Origin of the sequence: Sphingomonas sp. Leaf28, from assembly GCF_001421685.1 — a bacterium.
GTDB lineage: Bacteria > Pseudomonadota > Alphaproteobacteria > Sphingomonadales > Sphingomonadaceae > Sphingomonas > Sphingomonas aurantiaca.
On sequence record NZ_LMKX01000001.1, the window covers coordinates 792,298 to 819,224 of the forward strand.

Consider the following 26,927-nt stretch of genomic DNA (forward strand, 5'->3'; position numbering starts at 1 on the left):
TCTACCGGCGAGCCTTTGCGAAGAGGTTTCATGCGCAAGTCCTTTCTCTTCACCTCCGAGTCGGTCTCCGAAGGCCATCCCGACAAGGTCGCCGACCAGATCAGCGACACGATCGTCGACCTGTTCCTCGCCAAGGATCCGCAGGCACGCATCGCCTGCGAAACGCTGACGACCACGCAGCTCGTCGTCCTCGCCGGCGAAATCCGCTGCCGTGGCGTTTACGAGTTCGGGAAGGTCGAGTGGAAGGACACCGACTACTGGGCCCCCGGCGCCAAGGACGAGATCGAGGCGGCCGTCCGCAACACCGTCAAGGAAATCGGCTACGAACAGTCGGGCTTCCACTGGAACGAATTCCGCTTCGAGAACAACCTCCACGGCCAGTCCGCGGAGATCGCGATGGGTGTCGACGAGAGCGGCAACAAGGACGAAGGCGCTGGCGACCAGGGCATCATGTTCGGTTACGCGACCGACGAGACCCCCGGCTTGATGCCCGCCACGCTGTATTACAGCCACAAGATCCTCGAGCGGATGGCCGCCGATCGTCATTCGGGCGCTGCCCCGTTCCTCGAGCCTGACGCAAAGAGTCAGGTGACGCTCGCATACGAGAATGAAAAGCCGGTCCGCGCGACCGCGCTCGTCGTCTCGACGCAGCACGCGCCCGGTTATTCGGAAAAGGGCAAGAACCCTGATCCGGCCAAATATGCCGAGCTGCGTGACTATGTCATGGGCGTGTTCACCGACGTGCTGCCAGCAGGCTTCATCTCGGACGAGACCGCGATCTACATCAACCCGACCGGCGCGTTCGAAATCGGCGGCCCCGATGGCGACGCAGGCGTCACCGGGCGGAAAATTATCGTCGACACCTACGGCGGCGCAGCCCCGCATGGCGGCGGTGCCTTCTCGGGCAAGGATCCGACGAAGGTCGATCGTTCGGCAGCGTATGTCGCACGCTATCTGGCGAAGAACGTCGTCGCTGCCGGGCTCGCCCGTCGCTGCACGATCCAGCTGAGCTACGCGATCGGCATCGCCGAGCCGCTGTCGGTGTATGTCGACACGCACGGCACCGGCACCGTGGAAGAGGCCAAGCTCGAGGCGGTCCTGCCGAAGCTCGTGCGCTTGACGCCGAAGGGCATCCGCGAGCACCTCAAGCTCAACGCGCCGATCTACAAGAAGACTGCGGCCTATGGCCATTTCGGTCGCGATCCCGAGGGTGACACGTTCACCTGGGAAAAGACCGATCTGGTCGACGCGCTGAAGGCCGCTATCGCCTGACGATGCCCCTCCCGCCGGCGGGAGGACAGCGATAAAGAGAAAGCCTCTCCCGAGCGATCGGGGGAGGCTTTGTTGCATCGGGACGATCGACGGTCGCGGGGGTCAGTCCGGGGAAGCGCGAATTTACGCTACGATATCAGCCGCTTCTTTCAGAAATATCCGTTTCGCGACTATCGGCGATTAACCATTTTCGGCTACCGAAGCCCCGTCGCTACTTCGGATACTGCCCATGCCCCGCCGCATACGTTCTTTAGTTGCCTCACTGGGCGAGGAGGTCACCGCGCATGCGCGTCAGTCCGAGGCGATCGCCGGGCGAACCAACCTGCTGGCCCTCAACGCGACGATCGAGGCGGCGCGGTCGGGCGAGGCCGGGCGTGGCTTCGCGGTGGTCGCTCAGGAGGTGAAGGCGCTGGCCGACCAGGCGCGCAGTTCGTCCGCGTCGTTCCGCGAACAGATTCTCGGACGGCTCCAACAGGGCGCGGCGATCGCCGACGATCTGGTGCGCGATGTCGAGGGCGGGCGGCTGGTCGAGCTGGCGCAGTCGATCGCCGATACGTTGTGCCGCACGCTGTACGACCGCTCGATCGACATCCGCATGCTCGCCTCCGACCATTCGGTCAGCGAGGCGATCCTGTTCCGATCCGATTCGCCCAAGGCCGAGGCCAAGGCGCTCGAGCGGCTGCGCGCGTTGCTGCGCTGTTCGCCCTATTTCCTCAACGCCTTCGTCGTCGATGCAAGCGGAGAGGTGGCGGTGTGCGCGCACGACAATGCCTCTGTCCGCACCGTCAATTTCAAGGGCTATCCACAGTTCGAACGCGCGCTGGTCGCCGATCTGTCGCAGGAATGGTCAACCGACGACGTCTGGGAAAACCCCTGGTCGGATCGTCGCAAGGTGCTGGTCTATGTCGCGCCCGTCCGCTTCGACGGCGCGACGATCGGCGTCTGCTATCTCGAATATGATTTCGAGGGACAGGCGGCGAAGATCATGGACGTCATCCGCAAATCGACATCGGGCGCGGTCGTCAGCATCGTCAATCGGCAGGGCCGCGTCGTCGCCAGCACCGGGGCCTATGCCTATCACGCGGTGCATCCCTATGTGAAACCCGGCGACGCGCCCCGGATCGACGCGCGCGACGGGCTGGTGGTCGCGCAGGCGTCGGTGCCGTCCGACCATGGGTTCGCAGGGCTCGACCTGCGCTGCGTGATCGAGGACCATGTCGCGACCGACGACGAGATTGCGGACGCGATGCGCGCGCGGATGCGCGTCGGCTGACCCGGCGTTACGCGTCCGTGGCCGGGGCGGTCGCGACGTGCGCCTCGATGACCGGCGCGACCCGGTCGAACACCGCGCTGACGAGCGCCTCCGAGATCCAGCCGACCGCCGCGCCGACGACGAGATCGGAGAGGTAATGCTTGCCGGTGAGCGGTTGCGCAACCGCGACCATGCCGCTGATCACCGCGGCCGGCGCGCCTGCCCCGCCAATGTCGCGCGACGCCGCGCGCGCCACGGCGACCGCGCCCGCGGTATGCCCCGAGGGGAACGAGGTCTGTTCGTGGTCGTCGCTGTCGCCCGGTTCGAACTTCGCCTTGCCGTCTTCGATCGCCTGTTCGGGACGCGTGCGATCAATCGAGCTCTTGATCGCCGATTTGACGAAGGTGGCCGCCGCATGCGCCGCGAGCATCCGCAGGCCGCCGCGGATCATGTCGGGACGCCGCGCGATCAGCCCGATCACCGCGGTCCCGATCGAGGTCGCGACGAGCTGGGGCTGGTCGCCGATCTCGGCGAGCAACCCGGTCGCCTTGACGACCGGCCGCTCGCGCTGTTCGGCCGCCTTCAGCGTCACGTCACGATCCGCGGTCGCGACCGCCTTGGCGGCCCGTTCGATCTTGCCCATCAGTTTTCGTCCCGCCCGTTCATCTCGCCGCGCACCTGCGCATGCGCCAGCAGGGCGAACAACCCCGCACCGCCCAACAGGTTGCCGAGGATCGCCGGCAGCATCAGCCCGCCGAGCGTCTGCACGACGCCGGTCTCGCCGACGAACAGCAGCAGCCACGCCTCGACCGCGCCGACGACCGAGTGGCTGAACCCGCCGATCGCGACAACATAGGTGATCGCGGCGATGACCTGGAACGCCTGCCCGCGCGCATTGGGCAACGACCAGGCGAGGATCGCGATCATGAACCCCGCGGGGATCGCGTTGACGAACGTCGCGCCGGCCGACAGCTCGGTGATCGCCACCGACACCTCGATCATCGCGGTGCGCAACTCGCTGCTGCCGAGCAGCCCCGCCGCGATCATCCCCGCGGCCAGCGCGGTCCCCAGCAGATTGGCACCGAGCACGACCGTCCAGAGCCGCAGGGTCCGCCGCAGCGCCCAGCCCGAGGGCTTGGTCACCAGCGGCAGCGTCGCGCTAATCGTGCTCTCGGTAAACAACTGCATCCGCCCGAGAATGACGACGAGAAACCCGATCGGATAGCCGAGCGACACGATGAGCGTGCGCCACGGCGTATCGGGCAGCGCCGCGTGCAGCGCGCCCTCCGTAATCAGTGAACTCGCGATCGCCATCCCCGCCGCGAGGCCGGAAAAGAACAGCGACGAAACGGGCCGGTCGAGTTCCTCTTGCCCCGCCTCGCGCACCGCGCGGTGCAGGTCCTTCGCATCGGCGGCCTTGAGGTCGTCGACATCGTCCTGCGGTGCGGTGCGATCGGGAGTGGCCATTACGCCTGTGTAACGGCCCGCCCCCCGTTTCGCTCCCGCCGCCTCGCGGTTTTGCTAAGGTCGCAGCTTCGTCACGCGCCACGGATCGGGCACCGCCGACCGGTCGATGAACGCGAGGATCTCGCTCATGCCCGGCTCGCGCAGGCCATCGAACGCCGCGCCGCCCAGCGCCCATTGCGGATTGATGCTTGGGTCGATCGTCAGTGCGTCGCCCCAGGTCGCATGGATGTCCGCGAGCTCGGCATCGTCCCACGCCGCCTCGTCCGCGGTCCGCGTGCGACCGCGAGTCTTCGATTCATGGTGGAGCAGCTCGATCTGCGGGCAATAGCGCACCCGGTATCCCGCCGCGCGCGCGCGAAGGCAGACGTCGATGTCGTTATACGCGATCGGCAGGCGGGCGCAGTCGAACCCGCCAATCTCAGCAAGCACCTCGCGTCGCATCGCCACGAACGCGCCGGTCACCGCCGCCGCATCATGCTGCGTCACGTATCGCCCGCCCGGCCCCGGGTCGTCGAACGCCGCATGCCGCCCGGCGTGCAGCGGCAGCCCCTCGCCCGTCCCGAGCACGATGCCCGCATGCTGCACCGTCATGTCGGGGTAGAGCAGCCGCGCACCGACGATCCCGCACGGCGGATCGGCCAGCAACCGGTCGAGTTCGACGTCCCAGCCCTGCGTCAGCATCACGACGTCGTTGTTCGCGAACACCAGCAGGTCGCAGTCCGCGACACGCGGGTCGGCGATGCCGAGCATGTTCGCGCGCGACCAGTTGAACGGTTCGTCCATCGTGACGACGGCATGATCGGACCGCACCGCGCGCGCGGCGAGCAACGCCTGCGTCGCCGCCTCGCGGCTTCGATTGTCGACGATCACGACGCGGATCCGATCGGGTATCGCCGCGGTCGCGATCAGGCTGTCGATCGCCTCGGCCAGCATCGCCGCGTGATCGCGCGTCGGCACGATAATGGCGATTCGCGATCGCCGCGCGTCGGACGAGCCTGATGCGATCGACGTCGCATCCGACGCGACCAGGCGCTCCACCCCCTCATCGAGCATCGAGGCGAGGATACGCGGAACATGCGCAACCGGCGCCTGCGCCGCCCGCGCGGCGTGCAGCATCGCGGCGCGCAAACCGGCGCCCGAGCGCGTGCCACCGCCGGACGGCATCCCCGCGAGATCACCGCGCACCGCCACCAGCCGGGGCGGGACCGCCGCGCGCAACGACGGATCATCGACTCCGTAAAGGACGGGATCGGCATGGCGCTGCCCGCGCGCCCAGTGGCGCCGCACATGGTCGTGATCGCACGTCACCGCGCCCGCGCCCGACCGCAGCGCCGCATAGCGCAGCCACGCCAGCGCATGCGGATGCAGGATCGTGCCCGCATCGATAGCGATCGTCAGCCCGGCGCCTAGCGGGTGATCGCCGGGATCGTCGAACCCGATCCGCGGATCGGTGAGCGTCATGCTCGCCACGGGATGATCGGCGATCCCGGCCGCGTCCACCAGTCGCGCCGCCCAGGACAGATCCGACTGATCGAGCAAGCCGGTCAAGGTGGCGCGGACCGCGGTTGCCGTCGCCCCGCCGCAGTCCATCATCAGCGTGATCGGCGGCAAGGGATCGTCGCCCCCGGTCGCGGGCGGTGGTGGCCGGATCGCGACATCCGCGCGGAACCGGTCATATGCCGCCATCGGATAGGCCGAGGTCCCGATCCAGGCGCGCAGCGCATCGTTCGCGTCGGCCAGCGCCCCCGCCACGGCATCGAGCCGCCGCCACATCGCCTCTCGATCGATCGTCGCCGCCGGGATCCGGTCGCGCGCGCCGAGATGGACGAGTTCGCCCAGCGCCGACTCGAGCTGCGGATCGAGCCGCAGCGCCTGCGCATAGGCTGAAACGGCACCCGCACGATCGTCCTGCATCTTGAGCAGATGCCCCAGCTGCAAATGCGTATCGGCGCTGAACCGGTCGATCGACAGCGCGCGCCGATACGCATCGCCCGCCGCCTGAAGGCCGCCCGATTCCTTCAGCGCATGGCCCAGTTGCACCCAGAGCCCGGCGTTGCGCGGCTGGACGCGCAGCACGCCGCGATAGGCCTCCGCCGCCTCCAGCCAGTCACGACGGTCGCGCGCCTGATCGGCGCGCGCCACCAGCGCGGCGACGCCGTCCTCCGCTGCGATCACGCCGCTCCGACTGGCGCAGCGGCGATCCGGTCCGATAGCCGCGTGGTGAACGCCTCCATCGTGAACATCGCCTCGTACACCGCGCGCGCTGGCGCGCGCACCGATTCGCGCAACGCGCGGTCCTCGATCAACCGGGTCAGCAGCGCGGCAAGATCGGCGATCCGCGCGGTCGGATAGACGAAGCCCGACACTTCATGCTCGATATAATCCGACGTCCCCGTGCAGTCGCTGCACACGATCGTCTTGCCGAGTGCCAGCGCGTCGGACGCGACCAACGGGAGCGGATCGTCGCGCGACGGGACCAGCACGATGTCCATGTCGGCGAGGCAATGCCAATAGTCCGGATGCCCCTTCTCGCCGTGGAAGTGGATACCCTCCTGGTGCTGCCACGTGTGGCGGACCTTGTCCTGGAAATCGGGATCGTGATCGCGACCGTAGAAATTGAGCGCGGCGCCCGCGCGTATGCGGGGCGGGATCATCGCAAAGGCCTGCGCGGCGATATCCTGCCCCTTGCGCGGCTCGAACGACCCGAACACGCCGATCCGGACGCGGTCGGTCTGCGCCGGGATCGGATATAAGGGCTTCGGATCGGCGATCCCGGTTTCCAGCAGGCGCGACGCGACGCCGTGCCGGCGCAGCACTGCCGCGGTTCGCGTGCTGACCGCGAGGATGTTGCGCGCCGATGCGAGCGCCGCGCCGAATCCTTGCGTATCGCGCACCATCTCGTCGATCAGCCCGGATTCATGGATGTACCAGCGCACCTCGGTTTCGGCATCGAGCTGCTGGACGACGCGCCAGCCGATCACCGTGTTGACGATGACGGTATCGAAGTTGCGCGCAAAATCATGGACGCTCGAATGGCCGGTGAGCGCGAGCGAATCGATGATGACGGGGATATCCGCCTCGGTCAGGCGCGCGCGCATCGGCCCGTCGGTCGGGCACGTCACCACGACGAACGCGCCCGATTGTTTGAGCGCGATCGCCATGTCCGCCGCAACGCGCGGCGCGCCGCTGTTGGTCAGGTCGTGCGAGACGATCAGGATGTCCGGCCCGGTGCCCGTATAGCGCGCCCTGGAGGGGTGGATCCGATAGGGTTCCTGCGAATCGACATAGCTGATCCCGCTCATCATCGGCGGGAAATACGGATCGTCCGCGATCAGCGTCGGAAAGCGCTTGAGCAGGAAGATATCCGCCTTGCTCTTCTTCCAGCGCGATCCCGCCGGCAGGTCGGCATCGCCGCCGATCGAGGCATGGCCGATATGGATCAGCTCGGCATGCGGCGTATAGACCAACCGGTAACCGGCCTCGCGGATCCGCAGGCTGAGATCGACGTCCGAATGCGCGATGCCGACATTCGGCGCATCCCACCCGCCAAGCTCGCGGAACAGCCGGGTGGGCATCGCGCAACACGCGCCGCACATCAGCCCGACGTCGCGGGTCGACTGGGCCAGGTTGAAATGCGTCGAACTATGCCGCGGGAAGGCGTGGAACGTCGTCCCCGTGAGCCGCCGCAGGCCGACCGCCATGCCCGCATATTGGATGCGCCCATTCTCGTAGAGCAGCTTGGGGCTGACTCCGCCGACCCCGGGCCGGACGAGCTGCTCGAGCAGCGCCTCGATCCAGTCGTGCGTCACGACCAGCACGTCGTCATTGTGGAAGACGACATACTCGCCCTGCGCGACCGCGGCACCGGCATTGCATTTCGCCGAGAAATTATACGGCGCATCGAACAGCGCGAAGCGGATACGCGGACCGTCGATCCAGTCGCGACACTGCGCGGCGGTCCGCGAATTGGTGACGATCAGGGATCTCGTACCGGTCATAACCCGTCCAGGCGACGATCGACATCACCGCGCGGACGATATGCCCGGCATCGTCGGACGGAATGATGATCGAGACGGGCTGGTCGAACGCCGCATAGTCTGCCTGCGCGCGATTCGATGCGGGCAGCGCGACCGCGCGACCATGCCAGCCGCGACGATCCATTGCCGCCTGGACCGCACCGATATTGGTCCGTCGTGCCTCGGGCTTGCCGCCGCTCGCCGCAGACCCTTCGATCATGCGCCAGCCATACAGGACATCGCGGATGTGGTGGACGACCGGCGCGGTCTCCGAGATCCGCAGCGCGAGGTCGTAATCCTGGGAGAAATCATAGGCGCTGCGAAAGCCCCCGACCGACCGGACCAGGCTTGATCGATAGACGGAAAGATGCCCGGTATACATCACCGACATCAGCAGCGACGGACTCCAGTCGGGCTTGGTCAGCAGTTCGTCGGGCTGGTCATCGACCCCGATCTTGCACTCGTCGCTGTAGAGCCAGTCGGTGTCGGGCGCCGCCGCGATCCGCCGGGCGACGATCTCGAGCGCATCGACGGTCAGCATGTCGTCATGATCGAACAGCGCGACATAGTCGCCGGTGGCGAGGTCGAGCGCGCGGTTGGTGGCCGCCGCGATCCCGCCATTGCGGCGCGCGCCGGCGAAGGTGATCCGCGGATCCGCCGCGCAGAACCGCATCACGACGTCGGCCAACGCAGTCTCGCGCGAACAGTCGTCGACGATGCACAATTCCCAATTGTCATAGGTCTGGGCGAGCACCGACAGGATCGCCCGCTCCAGATACACCACCGGCGAGCGATAGATCGGCAGCAGGATCGAGATTTTCGGCCCGTGCGTCACCGCACCGACGCGGTCGTGATCGAGGCGGAAGCGGTGCGCCAGGTCGCGCTGGCCGGCGCGGTAGCGCTCGAGCAGCCCCGCGGGCGGAAAACCGTCTTGGTCGTCGCCGGGCGCGACCGCGTGAAGCGGCAGAACGCCGAACATCGCCACCACCTCGCTCGCGGCGGCCACGGTCGCGTGCTGCAAGTCGCGGACCGCGGCATCGAGCAGCACCGGATCGCGGCGCAGCAGTTCGAGCTTGGCCATCGCATACCGGTCAGCGGACGGGCCGTCGGCGCCGGGCGCGATACGCCCGACCAGCCGCTGCAGCAGCCGATCGGCCGCGGCGATCCGCTCATCGGCGGGCGCCGTCGGCTCGAGGCGCAGTGGCGGCGGCCGGACGCCGAACTCGGACGGATCGAGCGAGTCGAAGGTGGCGCAGGCGAGCGCCTGGTCGCGGCCGATGAAATGCACGTACAGTTCCAGCGCGCTCTCGCCGCCGACCGGCGATCCCCCGAAGGTGTCCAGGATGCGGGCGGCCTGGAACCCCTCGATCGGCGTGACGTCCGCGGCATCGCCATGGTCGAGGTAATGGCCGAACGCCGTCTCGGTCTCGCCGATGTCGGGCATCGCCTCGCGGTAGCGGGCCGCGTCGAACAGCGGCGTCGGCGCGATCGCCTCGTCTGGCGCGCGCGTCAGGTAATGAAGGACGGGGATGGCACCGTCGCGAGCCGATTCGGGATGGCGTTCGCGGTACCAGCGCCCGGCAAACAGCGGGTGCGGATCGAGCCCGTTCGGACCGCCGACCTTGAGGAAATGATCGAGCAGGTTCGCGCCCGGCGGCAGGTCGCCCATCACCTGCGATCGATAGAAGCGACTGTCGAACAGGCGGTGCGGCTCATGCCCCTCGGCAGCGCCGATCGTCGCATAATGCTGCGCCGCGTCCATGCCCGGGGCGACCCCGTAGCGCTGCCGGTACCAGCGTTCGTCGAATAGCGGCGATTGCGCGATGGCGTCGCCGCGATCCGCAGCCGGTTCCGCGGCTCGATCCGCCATCGGGTCCACGGGGATATCCGGCGTCGGCGCCGGTGCCAGGAGATCGGCGGTCAGAACGACCGGGTCGCGCGTCGGATCGGCGAAGAAGGCGCCGCGCGCGACCGCGATGTCCGCCGCCAGCAGCGGATCCTCGAGCTCGGTCGCCGCATCGGCATTGGCGTCCAGCGCATAGCTCGCGACATAGGCGAAGCACGCCGCCGCCTGCTGGCCCCGCATCTTGTGCAGATGGCCGATGTTGACGAGCAGATCCGAATCGCGCGCATCGATCCTGTAGGCGGCATGATACGCCTCCATCGACGCGGTGAAATCGCGCGCCTCCTTCAGCGCGTGTCCCATCTGCACATGGATCGCGAAATCGCCGGGATTGAGCGCGACATGCCGGCGATAGGCCTCGATCGCGCCTGCCCAATCGCGTGCGTCGCGCGCGGCGTCGCCCGCGACCCGGTGGACCGTTCGGTCCCCCGATCCCGACCCGGCCCTCGATGCGGCGCCCATCAACCGACCGAAGCCCGTCCGGAATACGTTGTTCATCGATCTCTCTAATTAGGGGCCTGAATCGCCCTACTATAAGATCAAGACCGACGAAGGATACAACCCATCCAAGTATAGTCGTACAATTTTGGGGCACCGTTCCTTCAGCGCGTGACGCGTTCCTCCTTCGCCGCTACGACCTGCTGATGCAAACTACGCCATCCTTGTCATCCAGCGCCGAAGCACTTGAGATAGACGCGGGCCCGTTCGACTTCTGGCCCCCTCGAACGAGCCGAATTCAAGGACTTGGCGGCACCGAACCCTCGGAAGATCCGGCCTATGTCTTTCATACGCGCTACATTGCGCTGGACAGCGCGACGGTCCGCTGCTCGCTCGTCTTCACCGGCCTGACCGCAACGCTCGGCTCGATGGTCGTGCGGGTGAACGCGTTGCCGCTCGACGGATCGCGGCCCGCCGAGACGATCAAGACCTGGCCGATCGCGGTGCGCGAGATCGTCGCGGCCGGCGGCACGATGCGCCTCACGTTCGATGCGGTCGACGGCATGCAATATGCGGTGCTCGGGCATCTCTATTCCGACACCGACGCCGCCGCGCAGTCGTTCAAGGTCGTGCTCGAGACGGCCGCGCACCAGCCGCATTTCGAGAAGCAGGTCGAGGCCGCGCGCAAGTCGATCTTCGGCCAGCGCGTGTTCCGCCGCGCCTCGCGGCTGCTCGCGCCCGGCAAGGCGACGCTCGCCGATCCGGTCTCGCAGACCTGCACCGCATCGCAGTTCAACGAGCCTGCCTACGACCTGTGGCTCGACCGGCTGAAGCTCGCCAAGCACCGCCATCGCAAGCAATGGGAATTCGTCTACATCCTGCAGACGCTCGAGCGCTACGGCATGCTCAAGCCCGGCGCACGCGGCCTCGGCTTCGGCGTCGGCATCGAGCCGCTGCCCGCGGCGATGGCGGCGATGGGATGCTCGGTCGTCGCGACCGATCTCGCCTCGGACGACGCGCGCAGCCGCGACTGGACGCTGACCAACCAGCATAGCGACGGGCTCGACCAGCTTCGCTATCCCCAAATCTGCGCGGACGACGTCTTCGACCGGAACGTCGCGTTCCGGGTGGCCGACATGAACGCGATTCCCGCCGACCTGCGCGGGTTCGATTTCACCTGGTCCTCCTGCGCATACGAGCATCTGGGGTCGATCGAGGCGGGCCTCGATTTCGTCCGCAACGCGGTCCAGTGCCTCAATCCGGGCGGGCTCGCGGTGCACACCACCGAACTCAACCTCACCTCGAACGATGCAACGATCGACAGCGGCGGCACCGTCCTGTTCCGGCGGCGCGACTTCGAGCGGCTCGCGGTCGATCTCGTCTCGCGCGGGCATTTCGTCGCGCAGATCAAATATGATCTCGGCGATACGCAGCAGGATGCCTATGTCGACGTGCCGCCCTATTCGGCGGACAATCATCTCAAGCTCGCGCTCGGGCAATATGTCACGACCTCGTTCGGGATCGTCGTCCGCCGCGGCGATCGCTGAGCCACGCGCCGCCCGCAGGTCAGCCCCGCGCCATCGCCCCGACCGAATCGATCGTCGACTCGACCACGTCGATATGCTCTGCCCAGCTGACCGGCCGCCACCGCGCCATCCGGTCGAGCTGGGCGGCGCGGCGCGGCGATCCGGGGCGTGAATAGGCGATCACCGCCTCCAGCCACCCCAGCCCGTCGAGCGGATCGAGATAGTCGGGCGTCTCGCCGCCGACCTCGCGCAAGGCAGCGATATCGCTGCAGATCACCGGCACCCCGGCGGCAAGCGCCTCGCTGACCGGCATCCCGAACCCTTCGGCGAACGACGGCAACAGCAATGCCTGCGCACCGCCGAGCATCGCCTGCATCGCGCGATCGGACATGTCCGACGCCTCGATCACATGGCCCGACAAAGCGGTGCAGCGTTCGATCATGTCGATCGCATTTTCATTCTCCCACCCGCGCCGGCCGATCAGCACGAGCTTCGGCGCCGTGCTGCCCAGCGTCTCGACCAGCCGGCGCCAGACGTTGAGCAGCAGCAGATGGTTCTTGCGCGGCTCGATCGTCGCGACGCACACGAAATAAGGGACCTCGGGACTCGCCGGGAGGATCGTCGACCGGCTGGTCGAAGGCAGCTCGGCCGGGTCGGTGCCGAGATGCGCGACGCGGATCACGCGGTCGCTGCGCGCGTCGGTCAGATGCGCGCCGACCGCCGCGATCGTCGCCGCCGAATTGCCGATGATCCCGCTGGCATGACGGTCGATCGTCCGCATGACCCTGCCGTGCCGCGCCTGCCCGTCGCTCCGCGCGAATTCGGGATGCGTGAGCGGAATCACGTCGTGGATCAGCGCGATCAGCCGCGCGCGTTCGCGTTTCAGGATCGCCGCGACCAGGTCGATATCGTCGAGATGATGATGCGACGCCTGCAGATAGATGCGCCGCCGATCCGCCGTCGGCACCGGTCGCGGTCGCAGCGCCAGCAGATGCCGGTTGGCGGCGGCGCGCACCGCCTGCGGATCGAACGCGTCGGGATTCTGCCAGCGCGCATCGGTGAAGCTGAGGAACTGTCGCACCGCCCCCACCGGCAACCGCCCGTAATAGCCCCCCGCCGGATGCACCGCGGCAAAGGCCAGCCTGTCCGGAATGCGGTCGAGCAGTTCGCGCGCATAGACGAACTCGACCCGGTCGATCCCGGTCGGCGTCACATGATAGGAACGGCTGAGCAGACGCGACAGGTCGAGCACGACTTCCGCATCCTCGCTGGGGCGTCCGCCGAGCCATCGCGGCACCCAGGTCCGGGTCAGCAGCATCGGCGCAAACGCGCGGAACGGCTTCAAACGCCGACCTCGGGGTGATCGACAGGGTCGGCGCCCGTCAGGCGGCGCACGGCATGCCGGACGAGCATCGCGATCCCCTCGTCGCTCAGATACCCGCCGGGGATCAGGCATCGATCGATCAGGACCCGCTTGAACGCCTCGTACAGCTCGGTGTCGACCGGCGGCGGGTCTGCCCAGAACGTATCGAGCGGCTCGCGCCGGACGATCCCCTCGATATCGTAGATCGCGTCGCCGAGCACCGCCACCGGCACCCCCGAATTCAGCGCGAGCGTGCCGACCGTGCTGTTGACGGTCACGACTGCGCGGGCTCTCGCCACCAGCTCGGATATGTCGCCGTCGCCGATATAGAACACCCGGTCGTCGATCCCGTAGCGCTGCGCCTCGCGGCGAACGAACCGCCGCCAGCTCGTCAGCCCGCCATCGAGCGGATGCCGCTTGACGATCAGGTTGACCCCGGGCGGCGCCGACCGCGCAAAGCTCTTGATGATGAACCGCAGCGCGGCGCACATATCGCGGAACGGCGAATGGACGCGGATCTGGTAATCCGAATTCAGCTGCAACGGCAGCGCGAAATACGGCAAATTGCCGATCGCCGCCATCGTCGCCGCCGACCGCCTCCGCTCGCGCTGCCTGGTGAGGAAATGCACCGCCCAGCCGAGAGCCTCGCTGAGCATCCCGGCCGAGCGGTGCGACCGATAAAAGGGGTAGAGCGGCCGCGTGAGGCCGCTGGCGATGGTGTAGCGGCTGGTCTCGCGCAGTCGCCGGGCAAAGCTCGACGGGACGGGTCGCGCCGGGGGGATGGCGCCCAGCCGGTTCGCCTGTTCGCGATACCAGTCGCCATCGCGCGGCAACGTCGAATTGCCGTTCACGCCGTCTTCCTGCAACGTCATGAAATCGGGGCGGATATAGCCTTCCTCGACCACATGCACGCGGATGCCACGCAGCTTGGCCATGCCATGCGCGGAGGCGTGATACGGCCTGCAATCGCCGAAGAGGATGACGTCGGTGACCTGATGATCAACGACAAAATCATCGAAGAACAGCGGCCAGCCCTTCAGCGAACTGCGGTAATCGGTCGACACGCCGCTCCAGTCGGCGCGGTCGCCGCCGTTTAGGTTGATCCGGCGTATCGCATGCCCCTCCATCGCGAGCGCGGCGGCGAGCTGGTCGAAGAAGACGCCGTGCGGCCCCTGCAGGAACAGGAACGTCTGTCGGCCGGTGGTCGCCGGCATCAACGGAGCCCCGCCGACAGCAGGACGCCGCGATGCCGAAGGCGGCCGAGTGCCCGGCGCAGCAGCGTGAAGGCGGTGTCCGATCGCCCCTGCCCCGCCGCGATCCGGCCGATCAGCGTTTCGACGTCGCAGAACACGCCGGTCACCGGATCGATGTAGCGCGGGTACAGGATCAGCGCGCCCGCGACGAGTTGATCGAGCGTCAGCCTGCGCGCGCGCCGGTCGGGCTGGTCGACAAGATCCTCGGTAAGACCCCAGCCGGCATAGAAAGGGCGTCCATGGACGGTCACCGGGCGACCGCGCATCAGCGCCTCGAACCCGGTCAGCGATGTCAGGACATGAACGGCATCGACGCGTTCGACGAGCGAGAGCAGGCCGCTGCCCTGATCGATCCGATCGACCGATGCAGCGGCGGTCGCAGCCGGTAGATGCCCCTTGCGGTGGCCCGCGACGACATCGGGATGCGGGCGATAGACGATAAACGCATCCGGCTCGCACGCGCGCACACGCGCCAGGAACGCGATGTTCGACGTCACGCCGGCGCCGCCGCACAGCACCGAGCGATCATCCTCGACCTGCCCGATCGCGAGGACGCAGCGTCGATCGGGCAGCGGCGCGACCGTCCCGGCATCGACGCCGTATTTGCCGATCCTGAGATCGCAGATCATGCCACGCAGACGGCGCGCGCGCGCGATCAGCGCGTCCGGAAACGCGTGCGTCTGCAACAGGATTTCGAGATCGCTCGGCTGGCCGGGATCGTAATAGACGCCGCGCGTGTCGACCGTCACCGAACTCGGCACGCGGCCATCGGCGCCAAGCCCGCTCGACCGGACGAAGCCATCCTCGACGATGTGCAGGTCGAGCCCGGCCGCCGCCACGTCGCGCGCATAATCGGGCGGCATCCGCGACGCCCAGCCGGCGATCGCGCGGCCCGAACGACGCGCCGCAGCCAGCGCCTTTTTCGGCGAGAGGTCGGCCGGGTGCGCGTGTCCGTCCCACAGGAACCGGCCGATCGCGGTGCGTTTCCACATCGCCATGCCGGTCATCACGCCGATCCTGCGATTGGCGTCGAGCGTCCGGCGCCACTCCGCCAGCCTGGCGATCGTCTCGGCCAGCGTCGCGGGCCGATCCTCGAACGGATCATGGCAGGCAAACGCGGTCAGTCGCTCGAGGCAGGCGTGTTCGATCCGCACCGGATCGACGATTTCGTCGGTGCGGTCGCGGACCTCGACCTGCGACAGCCAGGCGACGATCGCGAGGTCGTCGGCGGGCTCCGCCTGCACCCACGCGGCGGTCGCGACCTGAGTCCAGGGATCGCCATCGCCGTCCCAGAACGCGCCGCCGACTCGCGCCGCGCGCAACGCATCCAGCGCAAGACGCGCCTCCGCAAGGCTGGGTGGCGTGCCGCCCGCCACGGTGATCGTCACCGGCGCCGCCCAGGGAAAGGGCGGTGCGCGCAGCAACGGTACGATGCTCGCCGCGCGCGCCGCCACGGTGGCGCGAGACGGTGCGTGGTGGATCTTAGCTCGCATGTTCCCGCACACCCGCGGCGACCAGCCAGCCAAGGCCGTACAGCACCATCAGCGCGATGAAGAGCGTCAACAACGACAGCGCGCGCTTGGGATATTCGGAGCGGACGGGCATGTTCGCATCGACGATCCGGACGACATAGAGCTGCTGGCGGACCGCCTGCTGCCGCGCCGCCTCGAATGCCGCCGAGGCCGCGTCGTAGCGCTTCGACAGGAACTCCTGCTGCATCCGCAGCCGCTCGTAATCGCCGAGCCCCGCGGCGATCGCGTTGCCGCCGCCGGCGAGCTTCGCGGATTGCGCCGCGACCTGGCTCTGCAGCGATCGGACCTGTTGCGACAGGGCTGCATATTGCGGATTGCGCGTGCCGATCAGGCTGACCGTCGTCGCGAGTTGCGAGCGCGCGGCGGACAGTTCGGATTCCAGCTTCGACACCAGGCCGATCTGCGCTTCGGCGGTGCCTTGCGGGTTCACGTCGCGGCTGTCCTGCCGGAAATTGGTCATCCGCGACTGGACCTGCGTCAGCGCCTGCTCGGCTTCGGCGAGTTGCTGGCGCGACAGCTTGACCGCATCGGCATAGGACCGGACGTTCATCGTGTTGACCTGGCCCTCGCCCAGTCCGAGCAGCTTGCGGGCGATGACATAGGCATCGGTCGGGCGGAACGCGCGGACCTTCAGCGTCGTGATGCCGGTGTCGGTGTCATAATGGACGTCGACCTGCTTGCGATAATATTTCAGCAGCGCTTCGGGCGTCGGATCGGCGGAGGGCAGGCGGCTCAGTCCATCCGCCTCGGGACGGCGGAACCGTGCGATCAGCGCGCTCTGCCGGCGCAGCGCGTCGACCGCGTCGTGCGACAGCAGGAAGTCCGCGACGCTGTTGGCCTCGCCCTGCCCGCCACCACCGCTGCTGCCGCTCGCGCCGAGCAGCTTTTCGATGCTCGACCCGCTCGATGCGGGCGCGCCCTGCGCACGGACCAGGTAATGCGCCTCGGACTCATACTGATCCGCGGCGAAGCCGTAGAGGTAGAGCGCGGCGGCAAGGCAGGGGAACACGACCACGACGAAGAACCAGCCATAGCGCGTGCGGGCATCGCGCCATCGCTCCCCGAGGCTCGGCATCGCCTCCGGTTCGGCGGTCGCCGGGGACATGAAACCGTGCGTCATGATGTTCTCCGAAGGTCGACCCGCTGACGGCCGAATAATGTGTGAGTATCGATCGTCACGGCATGTGTATCTTGCGCTTCACCGCAGCAATTGCGAGCAGCCCGATCAGGGTCGATCCGAATATCCAGCCGGCAAGATACCATCCATCGATGTAATAGGGCACCGCGCTGGTGAACCATCCGTATCGCAACATCTCGAAGATGTGCGACATCGGAATAGCCGAAAAGAACGGCCTGAACTTTGCCGGCACCCATTGCAGCATCACGAAGACACCGGACAGCGGCAGCATGATGTACGCAATTGGATGGACTAGCCGACCCATCGCTCTGTTTTCATAGGTGAAAGCACAGACGACGAGCGACAGGCCGAACGCCAGCAAGAACATGCTCGCGATGCCCAGGCAGACGTAGAGCGGGCGCGCGGGAAGGCCCGCCAGCCCGGTTGCCATCGCCAGCCCCATCAGGATCATGAACGACAGGAGGCACCCCGCCGCCTCGAGCAGCGCGCGCGCGAGCAGGATGTCGAAGATCGTGACGGTCTTGTGGTACAAGAGCGGAAGATTGGCCTCCAGCGCGCCCTCGGCGCGGCCGAAGATGCTGCGGAACATGATGAAGATGCAGTAGCCGATCAGCGCGAACGGCACCGGCTTGATGTCGTTGCCCAGATGCCCGCCGGTCTGCTGGTGCAGCAGCGCGATCATCGTCGCCAGCATCATCGGCTCGAGAATGAGCCAGACATAGCCGATATTGTCGCGACCATAGCGCGTGTGCAGTTCGCGCATGATCAGCGCACCGATCACGTTGCCCTGCACCTTGAGGCCCCGGCGCAGCGTGGCGCGGGGGGGACTATGCGTCGCCATCTATGCCGCCTCCGCCGGCATCGCCGGCCGTTTTGCCAGGATCGCGTCGTACATCGCCCCCAGCCGTGCCCGATACCGTTCCGTCGAGAAGCGCCCAGCCTGCACGGTTCCCGCCGCCACGAGCCGACGCGCCAGCGCATCGTCGGTATCGAGCGCCTGGATCGCGGCGGTCAGCGCGCCGACGTCATACGGGTCCACCATCAGCGCAGCCTCCCCCGCGACCTCCGGCAACGACCCGCGATCCGACGTGATGACCGGCGTCCCGAGCTGCATCGCCTCGAGCACGGGGAGCCCGAACCCCTCGTACAGCGATGGAAAGATCACCCCCTTGGCGTTCGCGATCAGGCGCAGCAACAGCCCGCGCGGCACATAGCGCAGCTGGAGGACCTGGTTTGCCACGCGTGTGCCAAAGGCGGTGCGCGCGCCGGCCATCCCGCTCGTGAGCAGCCGCAGGTCCTCGTCCGCCTGCCACGCGCGCGCGCCGACCAGCACCAGCGGCGTATCGACCTGGCTGCCGAGATACGCCTCGATCAGCCGGCCGACATTCTTCTTCGGCTCGATCGCACCGTAATAGAGGAAATAGCCCTTCGGCTTGAGCCCGAACACCGCCGTGATGTCGCCCAGGCGATCGTCGCGCGGCTGCGTGGTCGAGACGGATTGATAGGTGTTGGTGATCCGGTCCCCGGCGATCCCGAATTGCGCGATCACGTCGCCCCGGCTCGACTCCGATACGGTGCAGACATGGTCGGCGTCGCGCACGATCGCCTGGATCATCCGGTAATAGAGCCGCTTCCGATCGAGCGTCGCATAGGGAAGCTTGAGCGGAACGAGATCGTGCAGCGTATAGACGTTGCGCGTGCCCAGCATCCGGATCGGCACGGGATAGGTCCAGTGCATGATATCGGGGGGATTGGCGACGCGGATCGTCAGGAACCGTCCGGTCCGCACGAAATAGCGATCGGCGCGTTCGAACAGTCGGGCCGAACTCATGATCCGGTCGAACTGCGGCAATCGCCGTTCGAGCATGTCCTGCACGATCAGCCCGCGCGTCGGCACATCGAACACCTTCGCGCGGCGATACCGGGCGAGCCACTGCCGCACCGCGCGCACCGCCGGCAGCCCGGGATCGTCCGGGATACCGCGCCCCATCGCCTCGTAGAACAGGATCTCGCGCAAGTCGGGATTCGCCCCGACGGGGATTCCGAACACCCCGTCGAGCCGCGCCCCGAGCCCGGTGATCGCATCGCCGAGCGCACGGCCATAGGTCGCGACCCCCGTGCCGTGCGGCATGGCGAGGTTGAACCCGTCGATCGCGATCCGCACGTCAGCGTCCACGCGCGGTCTCCAGTCCCTGCCATCGGCCATCGGCGATCCGCGCGTCGATCAGCCGGTCGTACAGCGTCGTCAGCCGCGCGCCGAACGCGGCCGGCGCGAAGGCCTTTGCGCGTTCCAGCCCGCGCCCGGCCAGCGTGGCCCGCAAGCCGGCGTCGTCGACGATCCGCCGGAGCGCATCGGCGATCGCCTGCGCATCGGTCGGATCGACCAGCAGCGCCGCACCGCCTGCAATCTCCGCCAGCGCGCCGCGATCGGAAGTGAGCACGGGCGTTCCCAGCGCCATGGCCTCGGCGACCGGCACCCCGAACCCCTCCTCGAGCGACAGCAACACGAGCGCGCGCGCGTTGCGGATCAGGTCGATCAACACCGGCCTGCCCTGATAGGGCAGCACGACGACACCCGCGCGTTCCAGCGCGCCGCGCAACGCACCGCCATCGGCGCCGTCAGGGCCCGCGACCACCAGCGGCACGCCGCATCCGCTGGTCGCCCACGCGTCGGCAAGCCGGGCTAGGTTCTTGCGCGGCTCGATCACCCCGCAGAAGAATAGATAGCCTTGCGGACGCAGGCCCGACGGCAAGACGCGATCGGGGTGGGGTTCGGCCAGCGCCGCCAGCCCGCCGCCGCAATCGTTGACCAGCGCCGACGGGATCGCCAGCACGTCGAGGATCGTCCGGCGCGCCCAGGCGGAGACCGTGACGATCCGATCGGTCCGCGCGGCGATCGCGATGAGGCACGCCCGCAACCGATCCGCATCGACCGGCGACAGATCGGGGCGCCGCAGCGGGATCACGTCGTGGACGGTATGGACGTTGATCCATCCCTCGACGATCGCGGGGATGGGATAGGTCCAGTGCATCACGCCGACCGGGTGCGGCGGGGTCAGCCGCAACAGCGTGCCGTGCCGACCGAAATGGACATGCGCGAGCCGGAACACGTCGCGCCGCCACAATGAGGACGTCTCATGGGAGGGCGTTTCGCGCCGTGTCCCGACTCCTGCCGGTACACGCGCACCGTCGCTTCGAGCCGCACGCGCGTGCAATCGGCGCGGCCGCGACGACCATGCTGAGAGCCACCGCGACGCCGCCTCGCGCTTCGTGCCCGGCATGCCGAACCGGCCGACCGAATCATCGGCCAGCGCGAGCGTGGTACGGCCCGCAGCATCGAGCGCGGCGAGCACCGCGCGGCGATAGCTGGCGACCCCCGTCCCCCCGCTTCGTGACAATCGCGCGTCGACGGCAATCTTCACTTTCTTATCCACAGTGCAGTCGAGTACAGCGTGAGACGTCATCCCCTTCATGCGGAGCATTCGACACGATGATTGCCTTCGAGAACGTCTACAAGAAATATCACGGGCGCGGTTTCGAGAATGCCGTGCTCAACGATGTGAACATGGTAATCAAGCGCGGCGACAGCATCGGTGTTTGCGGCGCGAACGGCGTCGGTAAATCGACTTTGATGCGTATGATTTCGGGCGTCGAACGACCGACGTCTGGCAGCATCAAGCGTACCATGACTACGTCCTGGCCGATCGGCTATGCGAGCGCGTTTCAACCTGGTCTTACCGGTGCCGACAACGCACGCTTTATTGCCCGTATCTATGGGCGTGACCCACAACAACTGCTCGACTATGTTCAGGATTTTGCGCAACTCGGATCCTATATTTACGAACCTGTCAATACCTACTCGGCAGGAATGTCGGCACGTCTCGCATTCGGTGTCTCGCTCGCCATAGACTTTGATTGCTATATCGTCGACGAAATTACCGGTGCCGGAGACGAACGCTTCAGAATCAAGTCAGAAGAAGCACTTAAGGCCCGACGCGACCGTGGTACGTTAGTGATGGTGTCCCATGATACCCATGCTCTATTCCGATATTGCGACCGTGGTGCGGTTGTATTCGGTGGAGTTGTAACACTTTACGATACGATTCAAGAGGCGGCCGATGTGCATCACAGGTTACAAAGCTTTCCGCCGCAACGGCGTTGATTCGATTGTTTTCATCGCAGGGCTGATTTAACGGCGCATTGGGGAAAGTGGCTAGATACATTTTCCATTCGGCTGCTTTATTGGAAGAGTCATCGATGACAGCGTTTAAAAATTACAATTCGCGTCACCGAACTGCAAACCATTGGGCCAGGCTGGTTCTGGTCTCTGCTGGCCTCGGGGCGACCGGCGGGTGCGCGACCTTGCCCGCCGCCGGCCCGACCGCCGCGCAGATCCGCCGCGCGGAGACCAAGGACAACGGGACCGGATTCCAGATCGTCGACATCGACGCGGCGAGCACCGCGCGTCTCGCCGTCCACGCCGCCGCCGCCGCGCCGCTCGCGACGCTGGACGAAGTCGGCCGGACCGACACGCTGGGCCCGGGCGACACGCTGTCGATCGGCATTTTCGAAGTCGGCGTGACGCTGTTCACGCGCGGCAACGGCGCGACCGCGCAGAGCAGCTTCACCCCATCGGCATCGGGCACCGATCTCACCGTTCGCGTGGATGCCGCCGGCACCGTGCAATTGCCCTATGTCGGCCGCGTCGCGGTCGCCGGAAAGACACCGGGCGAGGTCGAACGGACGATCGAACACGGCATGATCGGCCTGTCGCAACGCCCCCAGGTCGTCGTGGCGGTCAAGGCGAACGCGTTCAACGTGTTCTATGTCTCCGGCGACATCCGCACGCCTGGCCGGTTCGAACTCGGCCTGCCGCGCGAACGGCTGCTCGATGCGATCGCGCGCGCAGGGGGAACGACCAACCAGCCCAACGACATGATCGTGCGGGTCACGCGCAGCGGACGCTCGGCGGAGACGCGGCTGAGCGACATCGACGCGTCGGGCGACCAGAACATCGCGCTGCTGCCGGGCGACCGGATCGAGTTGTTCAACCGACCCCGCACGTTCCTGGTGTTCGGCGCGACCGAGAAGGTATCGCAGGTCCCGTTCGGCGCCAGTTCGCTGTCGCTGGCCGAGGCGATGGCGCGGATCGGCGGTCCCAGCGAGCGCACCGCGGATCCCGCCGCGGTCTACCTGTTCCGCTACGACACGTCGCTCGGCACCGAGCCAAAGCCGGTGATCTACCGCCTGAACATGGTCCGCGCCGACAGCTACTTCCTGTCGCAACGCGTCGAGATGCAGGACAAGGATGTCATCTACGTCTCCAGCGCCGCCGCCAATGCGCCCGCCAAGATGACGCAGATCATCGGCCAGCTCTTCTCGCCACTGGCCGTCGCGCGCAGCCTCACGCGGTAGGCGCGAACGCCCGAGATTCGAGAGGGCGCGAGAACAGGACGGAACCGGCTAACGGAGCAGCCAATACCCATGACCGCAGGCTATATCGAGGCGCTGGAGTGCCTGGCGGACCGCACCGTCGTGCAGGGCTGGGCGACCGACGCCGCGCTGCGATCGGGCGCGCTGACGTTTTCGTTCGACGGTATCGCCCAGCGCATCGTCCAGATCGCCGAAACCGCGCATCGCGACGATCTTGCCGCGATCGGTGCGCGCGCGTTTCGCGTCTGCCTGCCGGTACCGATACATCCCGGCACGCATGTGAGCGCGGCGATCACCGGGCGGCCGCTCGACATTGCCGCGGACGCGCTCCGGCCGATGCCGCCGCGCGGGCATATCGAGGTCGCGGGCAGCGACGATGTCGCAGGCTGGGTGGTCGCGGCGGGCCTGCCCGTCACGCTCCAGTTCGACGGCACCAGGATCGCGGCGATCGACGCGGCGATCGGCCGTCCCGATCTGGCGCAGATGGTGCCGGGCAGCGCACCGAATTACGGCTTCCGCGTCTCGTTGCGGGCATTGCGCACGCACGCGACGGTGTCGTCCGATCCGCCCCTCGAACCGGACGTGATCCTGCTGCGCGCCGGCACGCACGTCCTCGCCCGGTCGACGATCGTCCGCACGCCATTGGTGCGCGGCAAGCTCGAACGCGTGACGCCGGCCGAGGCCCGTGGCTGGGCGGCCGACGCGAACCGGCCCGACGGGAGCCTCGGCGTCGAGATGCGGGTCGATGGCATCCGCTATGCGACCGGGGTCGCAGACCGGTACCGCGCCGATCTCGTCGCCAAGGGCATCGTCGCATCGGGCGGTGGGTTCCGGTTCGAGATGCCCTCGATCAGCATGACAGGCGGCTCGACCGCGCATGTCTCGGTCCATGCGCAAGGCGACGACGCCGCGATCCGCGGCGCGACCGACATCGCGGTGCCCGAGCGGCGCTCGCTGCTGACGTCGGTGATCCTCGACATCCTGCCCGACCTCGACGAGCGCGGGGTGACGATCATCGTCCCGGTCTACAACGCACCGGTCGATACCGCCGCGTGCATCGATGCGCTGTGCCGCGCCACCGACATGCCCTGCCGGCTGATCCTGATCGACGATTGCAGCACCGACCCCGCGATCGCCGGCATCCTTGCTGCGGCAGCCGCGCTCCGCAATGTCGAGGTTCACCGCAACCCGCGGAATCTGGGGTTCACGCGCACCGTCAACCGCGCGATCGGGCTCGCCGGTCGCGACGACGTGGTCCTGCTCAATTCGGATACGCAGGTGACGACGGGGTGGCTGCAGGGCCTCCGCCTCGCCGCCTATAGCGGTCGGTCGGTGGCGACCGCGACCGCGGTGTCGGACAATGCGGGGGCCTTCTCGGTGCCCGATTCGGGCATGGCCAACCCGGTCCCCGCGGGTCTGTCGTTCGACGACATGGCGCGGCTGGTCCGGCAATCGGCGATGACGCTGCGCCCGGAGGTGCCGACCGGACACGGGTTCTGCATGTATATCCGCCGCGATGCGCTCGACCGGATCGGGCCGCTCGACGCCGCCGCGTTTCCGCGCGGTTATGGCGAGGAGAACGACTTTTCGATGCGCGCCGACCATGCCGGGCTGCGCAACGTCATCGACGACCGCACCTTCATCCATCACGAGGGGTCGGCGAGTTTCGGCGGCGAGAAGGCGGCGCTGTATGCGGCGGGGCGGCGGGTCGTCGACGACCGCTATCCGGAATACAAGGCGCGGATCGGCGTGTTCACGCGCGGCCGCGACATGCTGGCGATGCGATGGCGGATCCGGCGCGCGCTCGCCGCGGTGACCGCGCCGCCGCGCCCGCGCATCCTGTACGTCATCGCGACGCAGTCGGGCGGCACGCCGCAGACCAATCAGGATCTGATGGCCGCGCTCGCGGATCGGTTCGAACCCTGGCTGCTACGCTGCGATACCGCCCGGATCGAACTGTCGCGGCTGGACCGCGGCGCGCTCGTTTCCGTCGAGACCGCGGACCTCGCGCGCGGCCTCGATCCGCTCGTCCATCGCTCGAGCGAATATGACCTGATCGTCGCCGACATGCTCACCCGCCACGCGATCGAACTTGTCCACATTCGACACATGGCCTGGCACAGCACCACCCTCCCCCAAACGTGTCGCAGGCTGGGAATAGCGACGATTTTCTCGTTCCACGATTTCTATGCGCTGTGCCCGACAGTGAAGCTGCTCGATCAGGACATGGTGTTCTGCGGGGGCCGTTGCACGCCGGGGCCTGGCCGGTGTCGCCCCGAACTATGGCCCGCCGATGCGTTTCCGAACCTGAAACATCAGTTCATTCATCGCTGGCGCGCGATGATGACCGCCGCGCTGCATCACTGCGATGCGTTCGTCACGACAAGCCCGACCGCGCGGACGATCATCCTGGAGGGATTGCCCGGTCTCACGGACCGGCCGTTCGACGTCATCCCGCATGGACGAAGCTTCGAAACCTTCGGGACGATGGCGGCACGCGACCCGGGCGCACCGCTCAAGATCCTCGTCCCCGGCAATTTGTCGGCGGCCAAAGGCTCCGTGCTGATCGAGGCCGTGGCGGCGATCGACGAGGGGCGCACCTTCGAGTTTCACGTCCTTGGCGACTCGGGTCACATGACCGCACGGCCCGGGCTGATCCTGCACGGACGATACCAGCGCGATGCGTTTGCAGCGCGCGTCGCCGAGATCGCGCCGCATGTCGGCGCGATCCTCTCGATCTGGGCGGAGACCTATTGCCATACGCTCACCGAACTCTGGGCGGCGGGACTGCCGGTCATCGGCTTCGATATCGGCGCGGTGGGCGACCGGATCAGAGACTCGGGCGCCGGATGGCTGCATCATGTCAACATCCCCCCCGCCGACCTGGCGCAGTGGCTAACGCATTTGTCCGCGCTCCCCGAGGCCATAGAGGCCGCCGGCGGGGCGACTCTCCACTGGCAAGACACGGTCGGCCGTCACTACGACACCGCAGCGATGGCAGATCGTTACGGTGCGGTATACGCGCAGGTGCGGGAGACCCGCCGTGCGTTCAGCCGCCCAATTCCCTGAGCGAACAAAGGCGTACAGGTCTAGGATCACGCCGAGTGACCGTGTCGCCTGCCGGTTCATATAGACGGCCATCCCGGACGCAGGTACGGGACGATGTTTCCCACAAGGAGCCGACGATCGCCGACCCTCTATTCGTGACTGACACGATGTATAGCCTGTTCCACCGTGATGGCATCCCAACGACGGACGACCTCTCGACCGCCATCGGCAGCGCAACGCGAGTCATCCTGCCCGGCAGCGCGCCGGTCGTCAGAAACGCTCCTCTCTTCTTCGCGATCGATCCGCGAGTCGCCGACGTGGAGCGCGAACACCAGGTCCGCGCAGGGCCGGTCGCGACGACGCGCCTGGCGCCCGCGTTCATGGCGGCATTGCCGCATGGCACGATCCTGACCGAGGGTTTCCTGGTCGCCGATCAGGACGATCGCATCCTCAGCGACAGCTTCCGGGCGTTTGGATCGCTGGCGCGGCACGGGTTCCAGGAACATGCCGACCGGCTGTTCTCGATCGACCGGACCGCAAGCCCCGAGCTGCCCGGCACCCATCTGGTCGTCGGCATCCAGACGAACCTGAATTATTTCCACTGGCTGCTGGAAGCGATGCCGCGATTGTGGCTTGCCCAGCATGAAGGCCTGGCGGCGGACTCGACGGTCTGGCTGCCACCACTGCGTCCATGGATGGCCGACATGCTGACCGCGCTGGACCCGATCGAGCGGCGCGCCACGCAAGGGACGGGCATTACCCGGTGCGAGCGCCTGCTGATGCCGGCGCGCGGGCTCGGCAATATCCATACATTCTGCCCGCACGCGTTTGCGATGGCCGATCAGATCCGCGAGCGGTACGCGCCCGAGACGCGGTCCGGACGCAGACTGTTCGTCACGCGCGCCGATGCTGGGTCCCGCAAGCTGGTCAACGAGGACGAGATCATCGCAATCGCTGCGGACTATGGATTCGAGACCGTCTCGCCCCAGCATCTCTCCTTCCGCGACCAGGTCGACCTGTTCGGCGGGGCGGACGCGATCGCCGGCCCGCTAGGCGCCGGGCTCGCCAACGCGGCGTTCCTGCGTCCGGGTAGTGCACTGATCGAGCTCGCCCCCGAAGGACGCGAGGGCGATGCCACGCTGTTCGCCAATCTCGCGCATCATCGCCAGCTCGACTATCTGGCTGCGGTCGGCCCGACCGTCCCTACCGACGCGCGGGCGGTGGATCGGCGGGACTTTTGGGTTGATACAGAGATCGTGCGCAAATTGTTTGCGGCGCTCGGGTGA

General features: G+C 67.3%; 19 protein-coding genes. 7 read left to right on the top strand and 12 right to left on the bottom strand.

Going from position 1 to position 26,927, the window contains the following annotated elements; all coding sequences use genetic code 11:
- Positions 1-30: 30 nt before the first annotated feature.
- Positions 31-1,272, top strand: a complete 1,242-nt coding sequence (gene metK / locus ASE79_RS03735; RefSeq protein WP_056411863.1) for a methionine adenosyltransferase — start codon at positions 31-33, stop codon at positions 1,270-1,272.
- A gap of 229 nt (positions 1,273-1,501) precedes the next feature.
- Positions 1,502-2,545, top strand: coding sequence for a methyl-accepting chemotaxis protein (locus tag ASE79_RS21930; RefSeq protein WP_056411865.1), 1,044 nt, complete (start codon positions 1,502-1,504; stop codon positions 2,543-2,545).
- 7 nt (positions 2,546-2,552) lie between these two features.
- On the opposite strand, the gene ASE79_RS03745 is transcribed toward ASE79_RS21930, so the two are convergent.
- Genes ASE79_RS03745 through ASE79_RS03765 form a run of 5 tightly spaced genes read right to left on the bottom strand, consistent with a single transcriptional unit; the run spans position 2,553 to position 10,408 of the window.
- Complete coding sequence (locus tag ASE79_RS03745; RefSeq protein WP_056411867.1) at positions 2,553-3,167, bottom strand: phosphatase PAP2 family protein; 615 nt, start codon at positions 3,165-3,167, stop codon at positions 2,553-2,555.
- Positions 3,167-3,991, bottom strand: coding sequence for a formate/nitrite transporter family protein (locus tag ASE79_RS03750; protein WP_056411869.1), 825 nt, complete (start codon positions 3,989-3,991; stop codon positions 3,167-3,169). The genes ASE79_RS03745 and ASE79_RS03750 overlap by 1 nt, the downstream gene beginning before the upstream one ends.
- A gap of 54 nt (positions 3,992-4,045) precedes the next feature.
- Positions 4,046-6,166, bottom strand: a complete 2,121-nt coding sequence (locus tag ASE79_RS03755; RefSeq protein WP_056411871.1) for a glycosyltransferase — start codon at positions 6,164-6,166, stop codon at positions 4,046-4,048.
- Positions 6,163-7,989 carry a glycosyltransferase gene (locus tag ASE79_RS03760; protein WP_056411873.1) on the bottom strand — a complete coding sequence of 609 codons (1,827 nt, stop codon included), beginning with the start codon at positions 7,987-7,989 and terminating at the stop codon, positions 6,163-6,165. The genes ASE79_RS03755 and ASE79_RS03760 overlap by 4 nt, the downstream gene beginning before the upstream one ends.
- A complete protein-coding gene (locus tag ASE79_RS03765) occupies positions 7,880-10,408 on the bottom strand; it encodes a glycosyltransferase family 2 protein (RefSeq protein WP_056411874.1) in 2,529 nt (842 codons plus the stop codon). The genes ASE79_RS03760 and ASE79_RS03765 overlap by 110 nt, the downstream gene beginning before the upstream one ends.
- A gap of 164 nt (positions 10,409-10,572) precedes the next feature.
- On the opposite strand from ASE79_RS03765, the gene ASE79_RS03770 reads away from it, so the two are divergent.
- Positions 10,573-11,895 carry a class I SAM-dependent methyltransferase gene (locus tag ASE79_RS03770; protein WP_162236988.1) on the top strand — a complete coding sequence of 441 codons (1,323 nt, stop codon included), beginning with the start codon at positions 10,573-10,575 and terminating at the stop codon, positions 11,893-11,895.
- A gap of 19 nt (positions 11,896-11,914) precedes the next feature.
- On the opposite strand, the gene ASE79_RS03775 is transcribed toward ASE79_RS03770, so the two are convergent.
- From ASE79_RS03775 to ASE79_RS03805, 7 genes are read right to left on the bottom strand one after another with little or no spacing between them, the layout of a single operon-like run.
- The gene (locus ASE79_RS03775) at positions 11,915-13,192 is read right to left on the bottom strand and encodes a glycosyltransferase family 4 protein (RefSeq protein WP_056413334.1); all 1,278 of its coding nucleotides are present in this window, start codon (positions 13,190-13,192) and stop codon (positions 11,915-11,917) included.
- A 23-nt stretch (positions 13,193-13,215) separates the two neighbouring features.
- Positions 13,216-14,451 (bottom strand): capsule biosynthesis protein, encoded by a 1,236-nt coding sequence (locus tag ASE79_RS03780; RefSeq protein ID WP_056411878.1) that lies wholly within the window; start codon positions 14,449-14,451, stop codon positions 13,216-13,218.
- Complete coding sequence (locus ASE79_RS03785; RefSeq protein ID WP_082445038.1) at positions 14,451-15,983, bottom strand: hypothetical protein; 1,533 nt, start codon at positions 15,981-15,983, stop codon at positions 14,451-14,453. The genes ASE79_RS03780 and ASE79_RS03785 overlap by 1 nt, the downstream gene beginning before the upstream one ends.
- On the bottom strand, positions 15,973-17,142 hold the full coding sequence (locus ASE79_RS03790) for a lipopolysaccharide biosynthesis protein (protein WP_082445039.1): 1,170 nt from the start codon (positions 17,140-17,142) through the stop codon (positions 15,973-15,975). The genes ASE79_RS03785 and ASE79_RS03790 overlap by 11 nt, the downstream gene beginning before the upstream one ends.
- A gap of 55 nt (positions 17,143-17,197) precedes the next feature.
- Entirely contained in the window at positions 17,198-18,001 is an 804-nt protein-coding gene (locus ASE79_RS03795; RefSeq protein ID WP_056411880.1) for an ABC transporter permease, read from the bottom strand.
- The gene (locus tag ASE79_RS03800; RefSeq protein ID WP_235516732.1) at positions 18,002-19,336 is read right to left on the bottom strand and encodes a glycosyltransferase family 4 protein; all 1,335 of its coding nucleotides are present in this window, start codon (positions 19,334-19,336) and stop codon (positions 18,002-18,004) included.
- A complete protein-coding gene (locus ASE79_RS03805) occupies positions 19,326-20,582 on the bottom strand; it encodes a glycosyltransferase family 4 protein (protein WP_235516733.1) in 1,257 nt (418 codons plus the stop codon). Before ASE79_RS03805 ends, ASE79_RS03800 begins: the two co-directional genes overlap by 11 nt.
- Positions 20,583-20,650: 68 nt before the next feature.
- Between ASE79_RS03805 and ASE79_RS03810 the strand changes: the two genes are divergently transcribed.
- The 4 genes from ASE79_RS03810 to ASE79_RS03825 all read left to right on the top strand — a co-directional run bounded on the left by ASE79_RS03810 (position 20,651) and on the right by ASE79_RS03825 (position 26,927).
- A complete protein-coding gene (locus ASE79_RS03810; protein WP_056411886.1) occupies positions 20,651-21,322 on the top strand; it encodes an ABC transporter ATP-binding protein in 672 nt (223 codons plus the stop codon).
- A gap of 95 nt (positions 21,323-21,417) precedes the next feature.
- Positions 21,418-22,575: a polysaccharide biosynthesis/export family protein gene (locus ASE79_RS03815; RefSeq protein ID WP_082445040.1), complete on the top strand. Its 1,158-nt coding sequence runs from the start codon at positions 21,418-21,420 to the stop codon at positions 22,573-22,575.
- Between the two features lie 69 nt (positions 22,576-22,644).
- The gene (locus ASE79_RS03820) at positions 22,645-25,662 is read left to right on the top strand and encodes a glycosyltransferase (RefSeq protein ID WP_056411890.1); all 3,018 of its coding nucleotides are present in this window, start codon (positions 22,645-22,647) and stop codon (positions 25,660-25,662) included.
- A 134-nt stretch (positions 25,663-25,796) separates the two neighbouring features.
- Positions 25,797-26,927 (top strand): glycosyltransferase family 61 protein, encoded by a 1,131-nt coding sequence (locus tag ASE79_RS03825; protein WP_162236989.1) that lies wholly within the window; start codon positions 25,797-25,799, stop codon positions 26,925-26,927.